Source organism: Flavobacterium sp., from assembly GCF_049240005.1.
In the GTDB taxonomy this organism is placed as follows: Bacteria; Bacteroidota; Bacteroidia; order Flavobacteriales; family Flavobacteriaceae; genus Flavobacterium.
The window spans coordinates 1-4,736 of record NZ_JBMLTK010000111.1 but is presented as its reverse complement, the minus strand read 5'-3'; the positions used below and the strand labels follow the sequence as shown (position 1 = coordinate 4,736).

Sequence of the window (4,736 nt, the reverse complement as noted above, 5' to 3'; positions counted from 1 at the left end):
TAGAAGTTAGAAGTTAGAAGTTAGAAGTTAGAAGTTAGAAGTTAGAAGTTAGAAGCTAGAAGTTAGAAGCTAGAAGCTAGACACGAAAAACTAGATTTTGATAAATTCCCCCCTACTCCTGCTCCTCCAGCTGCTTTTGTACATAGGGAACCCAATCTTGTACGGGGAGGTGCTTTAAGCTTACATCGGGCGTAAAGCCGGTTTTGTCGATTGGTGCGGTGTCGGTCCAGCTCGATTTTACAATCGGAATCGTTAAGATGTATTTGCCGTACGGCAGTGCTGTGGGAACCGACATGCCTTCGTAATCCATCATGCCAATGGTGTTGGTGCCGTAGGTGGTGGTTTTTGAGCTTTGCTTGCTCAGCGAGAAGAAGTATTCGGTGGAGCTTCCGCAGAGATCGTCGACCAACAAGGCGATGCGCTTGGGTTTTGGTAGCATGGTTTCCAGCGGAAAAGTTACTCCCGGAACCGGATAAAAGGCATCGGTTGTGGTGGGCAATTCAGCATAGGCACGCTTGTACGCGGCAAGTACCTCGGCTGGGAAATACTTTTCGTATTCGGCAGGAATCGGATTGAGCACAAAAAACTCCAAGTCTTTTAATTTTAGCGCCACATTTTCGGGTGTTACGCGTACAAATGAACTGTATTGCACCACCGGATTGGTTAGAAAATACGGCAAAAATGCTACCCAGCCCGTATTTCCACCGCCGTTTCCGGTAAGATCAACAATCAGATTGTCGGTGGCGCGGATAATCGAGTCGTTTGCCGCCACTAAAGCCTGAATCTTATCGTCGTTTGCTTGAAAAGTGGTTACCTTTAGATAGGCCGTTTTATCGGATAGCTTTTTAAAATCCAAACCTTTATTGTTGTTGCGCCAGGTATCGAGTTCCCGACGTTCGGTGGCGTTCATTATCTGCGGAAATTGTCGGCCGAACATGCTGCTGTTCCAGATTTGCAGCAAATTTCCACGCAAACGTGCGGGCGAATCGGTGCTGATGAAACTGTCGAATTCTTTGGCAATGAATCCGTTTTTGGTTTGCGTAAAAACACAATAAACCAACCCGGCTTGGAGCTTTTTATCGACCGATTCGAGTACAATTGCCTTGAAGGTTTTGTCCGCTGTTTTCTTAATGGCTAGTTTTAATGTGCCTTCCGGATTTACCCAAACACCTTCTATTGGAGCTGCTTTCTTAGCGTTATACGCGTTTTTAAATTCGGTTTCGGTAAGCGAAATTTGCTCGTTATCGAAGTCGTTTTCGTTGTTGTACGCCAAGATAAAATGCTTGTCTTCAAAAAATCGGATGTACGATTTGAGTAGGTAATAGCAGGCTTTGGGTTGGCTAATTGCAGCGGCTTCCTTTTGAAGTTTCTGCAAGAGTTTGTTGTATTTGTCTTGTGTTTTTGGGTTGACTTTCGCGGGAAAACCGGCGTAATTTTCTTGGGTTTTGGCAGCGAGTTTTTGTAAATTTTCGGAGCAGTTGCAGGTTTCAGCTTGTGCGAATCCGTTTAATACGCCCGTAAAAAGAGTAACTAGTGCGGAAAAAATCAAGTGCTTCATAACGGCAAGATGATTAGTTAGCTAAAAGTAGGAAAAATTATCAATTATGTAAAAAGGACAGCAGGTGTTTTACGCTTCCAAAACCGTGTATCGTCATTTCGTTTATTTTGCTTGTTTCGAATAATTCGATTAATTTTGTAACAAACCCATTGGTCCAAACATATTAAATCATATTTAAAAATGAACACCTTAGCACTGGTACAGAAGCCTACGAAGTCGGAACAAAACGCTGCAACAAAGTCCTATGCAACTCTTGCTGCTGCTCTTGGACAAATACATTCGGAGCAGACGGAAATTGAGTTAGAGAAAACGAAAGAAAGAATTACAATTCCCTCTCGAGCTTTGATTCTTTTGAGCGACATTTTAAAAGCGATGAGTCAAGGGACTACGTTATCGATTGTTCCTGTCGCGACGGAGATCACTACACAAAAAGCGGCGGAAATCTTAGGTTGTTCTAGACCTTATTTGGTTAAATTATTGGAAGAAGGCAAAATTAGTCACACTAAAGTTGGCAAACATAGGCGACTTAAGTTCGAAGATGTTTTGCGTTATCGCGAATCGATGAAGTCGGAACAAAAGAAACACATTATTGATATGATGAATTTTGACGAGGATCTGGGTTTATATGATTCACAGTGTTAGATACAAGGCCGTTTTAGATACAAATGTTATTTATCCAATAATCATACGAGATTTATTGTTTTGGTTCGCACATTACGATTTATACACACCTAAATGGAGTGAAAACATTTTTGATGAATGGAAAAATGTAATGATTCGCCGTGGCGTTCCTGAAAACTTGGCTATCAGCAGGATAAATATTGCTAACAAAGCGTTTCCCGACGCTCTTGTTCACAATTACGAAGGTATTATTGAGAGTATACAATTACCCGACTCAAAAGACCGTCATGTCTTAGCCGCTGCTATAAAAACAAACGCTGAATTGATCGTAACAAACAATCTTAGAGATTTTCCTGTAACTTATCTGAGTTCTTTTGGAATTTCAGCTAAATCGGCCGACGAATTTTGCACGGATATTATCGACTTAAATCAAGAAAAAGCGCTGGCAGCTTTTAAAGAATTGGTTCATAACAAAAGAAAACCACCCTTAAACGAATTTCAAGTATTAGATTTATTGCGCAAAGCTGGGCTACCGGAAACTGCCGACTATTTACACGCACTTTTATAAAATCAGAAAGCACACAAACTTGATTTTACCTTTTTGGGTGTGCCGGCGCCTCAGTGCTGGGAAGATGTATCAGGCGCCGTAGGGTTTTACGCTTCCCCGATAGCTATCGGGGTATTTTTTGCCCGAAACGGATCAAAAGACAAGATTTCCGCTGCAACCCCTCACGCGGGGAATGTGCACAGGGAGACGATTGGTGGCTTAGTATTCATTCCGTTACTAAAGAAATCGCGTATTTACTGCATTACCTACAAAACATGAACGACAGAACAAAAAAGTACCATTTAAAGTAATTTGTATTGTTCTATTTGAAGTTTTCAAACTGCAACTTCTTCATTAGGCAACAAATTTGTCTTTTCGGATATTTTGAATGCGCTGCACTTCGATTGATTTTTCGTGAAGTTCATTTTCAATATCGTAATCGTCCTGTAAACCCAACCAAAACTTAGCCGAATTGCCGAAATAAGCACTTAGCCTCACAGCTGTATCAGCAGTAATTCTTCGATTCCCTTTGATAATTTCCGAAATTCGCGTTTGCGGAATATCTAAATCCTTCGATAATCGATACTGCGAAATGTTCATTGGAATCAAAAATTCTTCCAGCAGAACCTCGCCTGGATTTATGTTTTTTAATCGTTCCATTTACTATGTTTATTAATGATAATCAGCAATTTGCACATCTTGTGCAATTCCGTTGTTCCATTGAAATATGATTCTCCACTGATTGTTTATTCGAAGACTATAATGTGTATTCAAATTGCCTTTCAGTTTTTCAAGCCTATTCGCGGGAGGTATTCTTAAGTCGTTCACATCTACGGAATTATTGATCATTCTCAATTTTCGCCGCGCAGTTTCTTGAATTTCTCTGGGCAATTTGCGTGATACTTGTCCGTTCCAAATTAGTTCGGTTTCTTTATCACCGAATGATATTATCATTACTTCTCGCGTTACTAACGCCAAAGATAAGTAAAAATTATCGCGCGGTAAAATACAATATCAGCTTATTCAGATATATGAATAATTGTTTTTTGGGCGTGCCAGCGCCTCAGTGCTGGAAAGATGTGTCAGACGCCGTCGCGTCTTACGCTCCCCTGATAGCTATTGGAGTGTTTTTTGCGTGAAACAGATCATAAAACAAGATTTCCGCTGCAACCCCTCACGCGAGGAATGTGCGCAGGCAGTACATTTGGAACTTACATGTATTTTACTGTTACTCCTCTCCAAGCGGTGTAGCCTATTTTACTCGTCGTATTTGTTTTTGAGTCTCACTTGAATCCAGTTTTTAATAGCTTCAAACTTCATTTCACCGGTACTTGCAGCTATAACCATTTTGTACTTATCATCTTGATTGGCAAGAATATCTAGTCCGTAGTCGAGAAGTATCAGACGCATAAGTACATACGCTGTTCGTTTATTTCCGTCAAGAAATGGATGATTAATCAATAAACTTTCTAAGATTGCTGCCGCTTTATCTTCAGGATTCGGATAAAGATCTTGTTTGTCGAAAGTTGCATAAGGTCGATTAATAGCCGACTCGAGCAAGCTCTTGTCTCGCAGCCCCTTGGTCCCGCCAAATTTGTCGATCAAAATAGTATGAATGTTGAGAACATCTTGTAGGTCAATCATTGAGCCAACTTTTCAAGTAAATCTTTGTCGTCTGCAAGAATTTGACGCAAGTTACTTGCCAGCCGAGTTTTGTCTGCTGGTTGTTCTTTCAGCTCTTTTAGAAAGTCTAAAACGTCTTTTAAGACAGTTTCTGGTACGCTGTCTAAGACTTTTTGGATTTCAGATTGTATCTCTGTCTTGGTCATGTTCAAATATACAAAAAATAGAAAATGCTTCGTAGCGTTTACAATGAGGTACGTTGATTGTTTTTTTGGGGAGCACTGTATCGGCTTCCCCTAAATCGAACACTTCATTTATGGAATTTATCTTATTTGCGTTTTAGAATAACTTGGCTTTTATGCGATTTTGAACTGAAACAATACAATT

At 40.4% G+C, this 4,736-nt stretch carries 7 protein-coding genes; 2 read left to right on the top strand and 5 right to left on the bottom strand.

The features are described 5' to 3' along the window. Positions 1–112 precede the first annotated feature (112 nt). Positions 113–1,558, bottom strand: coding sequence for a S41 family peptidase (locus tag ACOVQQ_RS11345; RefSeq protein ID WP_421818296.1), 1,446 nt, complete (start codon positions 1,556–1,558; stop codon positions 113–115). Between the two features lie 180 nt (positions 1,559–1,738). Here ACOVQQ_RS11345 and ACOVQQ_RS11340 point away from each other — a divergent pair, with 180 nt between their 5' ends. Both ACOVQQ_RS11340 and ACOVQQ_RS11335 read left to right on the top strand, forming a co-directional pair. After that, positions 1,739–2,200: a helix-turn-helix domain-containing protein gene (locus ACOVQQ_RS11340; protein ID WP_421818295.1), complete on the top strand. Its 462-nt coding sequence runs from the start codon at positions 1,739–1,741 to the stop codon at positions 2,198–2,200. Further along, complete coding sequence (locus ACOVQQ_RS11335) at positions 2,184–2,747, top strand: PIN domain-containing protein (RefSeq protein ID WP_421818294.1); 564 nt, start codon at positions 2,184–2,186, stop codon at positions 2,745–2,747. Before ACOVQQ_RS11340 ends, ACOVQQ_RS11335 begins: the two co-directional genes overlap by 17 nt. Positions 2,748–3,080: 333 nt before the next feature. Here ACOVQQ_RS11335 and ACOVQQ_RS11330 read toward each other — a convergent pair whose 3' ends face one another. From ACOVQQ_RS11330 to ACOVQQ_RS11315, 4 genes are all read right to left on the bottom strand, one after another. Continuing rightward, positions 3,081–3,386 (bottom strand): HigA family addiction module antitoxin, encoded by a 306-nt coding sequence (locus ACOVQQ_RS11330; RefSeq protein ID WP_421818293.1) that lies wholly within the window; start codon positions 3,384–3,386, stop codon positions 3,081–3,083. Positions 3,387–3,398: 12 nt separating this feature from the next. After that, positions 3,399–3,680, bottom strand: coding sequence for a type II toxin-antitoxin system RelE/ParE family toxin (locus ACOVQQ_RS11325; protein ID WP_421818292.1), 282 nt, complete (start codon positions 3,678–3,680; stop codon positions 3,399–3,401). Between the two features lie 303 nt (positions 3,681–3,983). Further along, complete coding sequence (locus ACOVQQ_RS11320; RefSeq protein ID WP_421818291.1) at positions 3,984–4,370, bottom strand: type II toxin-antitoxin system death-on-curing family toxin; 387 nt, start codon at positions 4,368–4,370, stop codon at positions 3,984–3,986. Then, complete coding sequence (locus ACOVQQ_RS11315; protein WP_421818290.1) at positions 4,367–4,555, bottom strand: hypothetical protein; 189 nt, start codon at positions 4,553–4,555, stop codon at positions 4,367–4,369. The genes ACOVQQ_RS11320 and ACOVQQ_RS11315 overlap by 4 nt, the downstream gene beginning before the upstream one ends. Between the last annotated feature and the right edge of the window lie 181 nt (positions 4,556–4,736).

Coding starts and splice junctions, on each gene's coding strand:
- ACOVQQ_RS11345 (WP_421818296.1), bottom strand. CDS start 1,558: ATGAAGCACTTGATTTTTTCCGCACTAGTTACTCTTTTTACGGGCGTA.
- ACOVQQ_RS11340 (WP_421818295.1), top strand. CDS start 1,739: ATGAACACCTTAGCACTGGTACAGAAGCCTACGAAGTCGGAACAAAAC.
- ACOVQQ_RS11335 (WP_421818294.1), top strand. CDS start 2,184: ATGATTCACAGTGTTAGATACAAGGCCGTTTTAGATACAAATGTTATT.
- ACOVQQ_RS11330 (WP_421818293.1), bottom strand. CDS start 3,386: ATGGAACGATTAAAAAACATAAATCCAGGCGAGGTTCTGCTGGAAGAA.
- ACOVQQ_RS11325 (WP_421818292.1), bottom strand. CDS start 3,680: ATGATAATATCATTCGGTGATAAAGAAACCGAACTAATTTGGAACGGA.
- ACOVQQ_RS11320 (WP_421818291.1), bottom strand. CDS start 4,370: ATGATTGACCTACAAGATGTTCTCAACATTCATACTATTTTGATCGAC.
- ACOVQQ_RS11315 (WP_421818290.1), bottom strand. CDS start 4,555: ATGACCAAGACAGAGATACAATCTGAAATCCAAAAAGTCTTAGACAGC.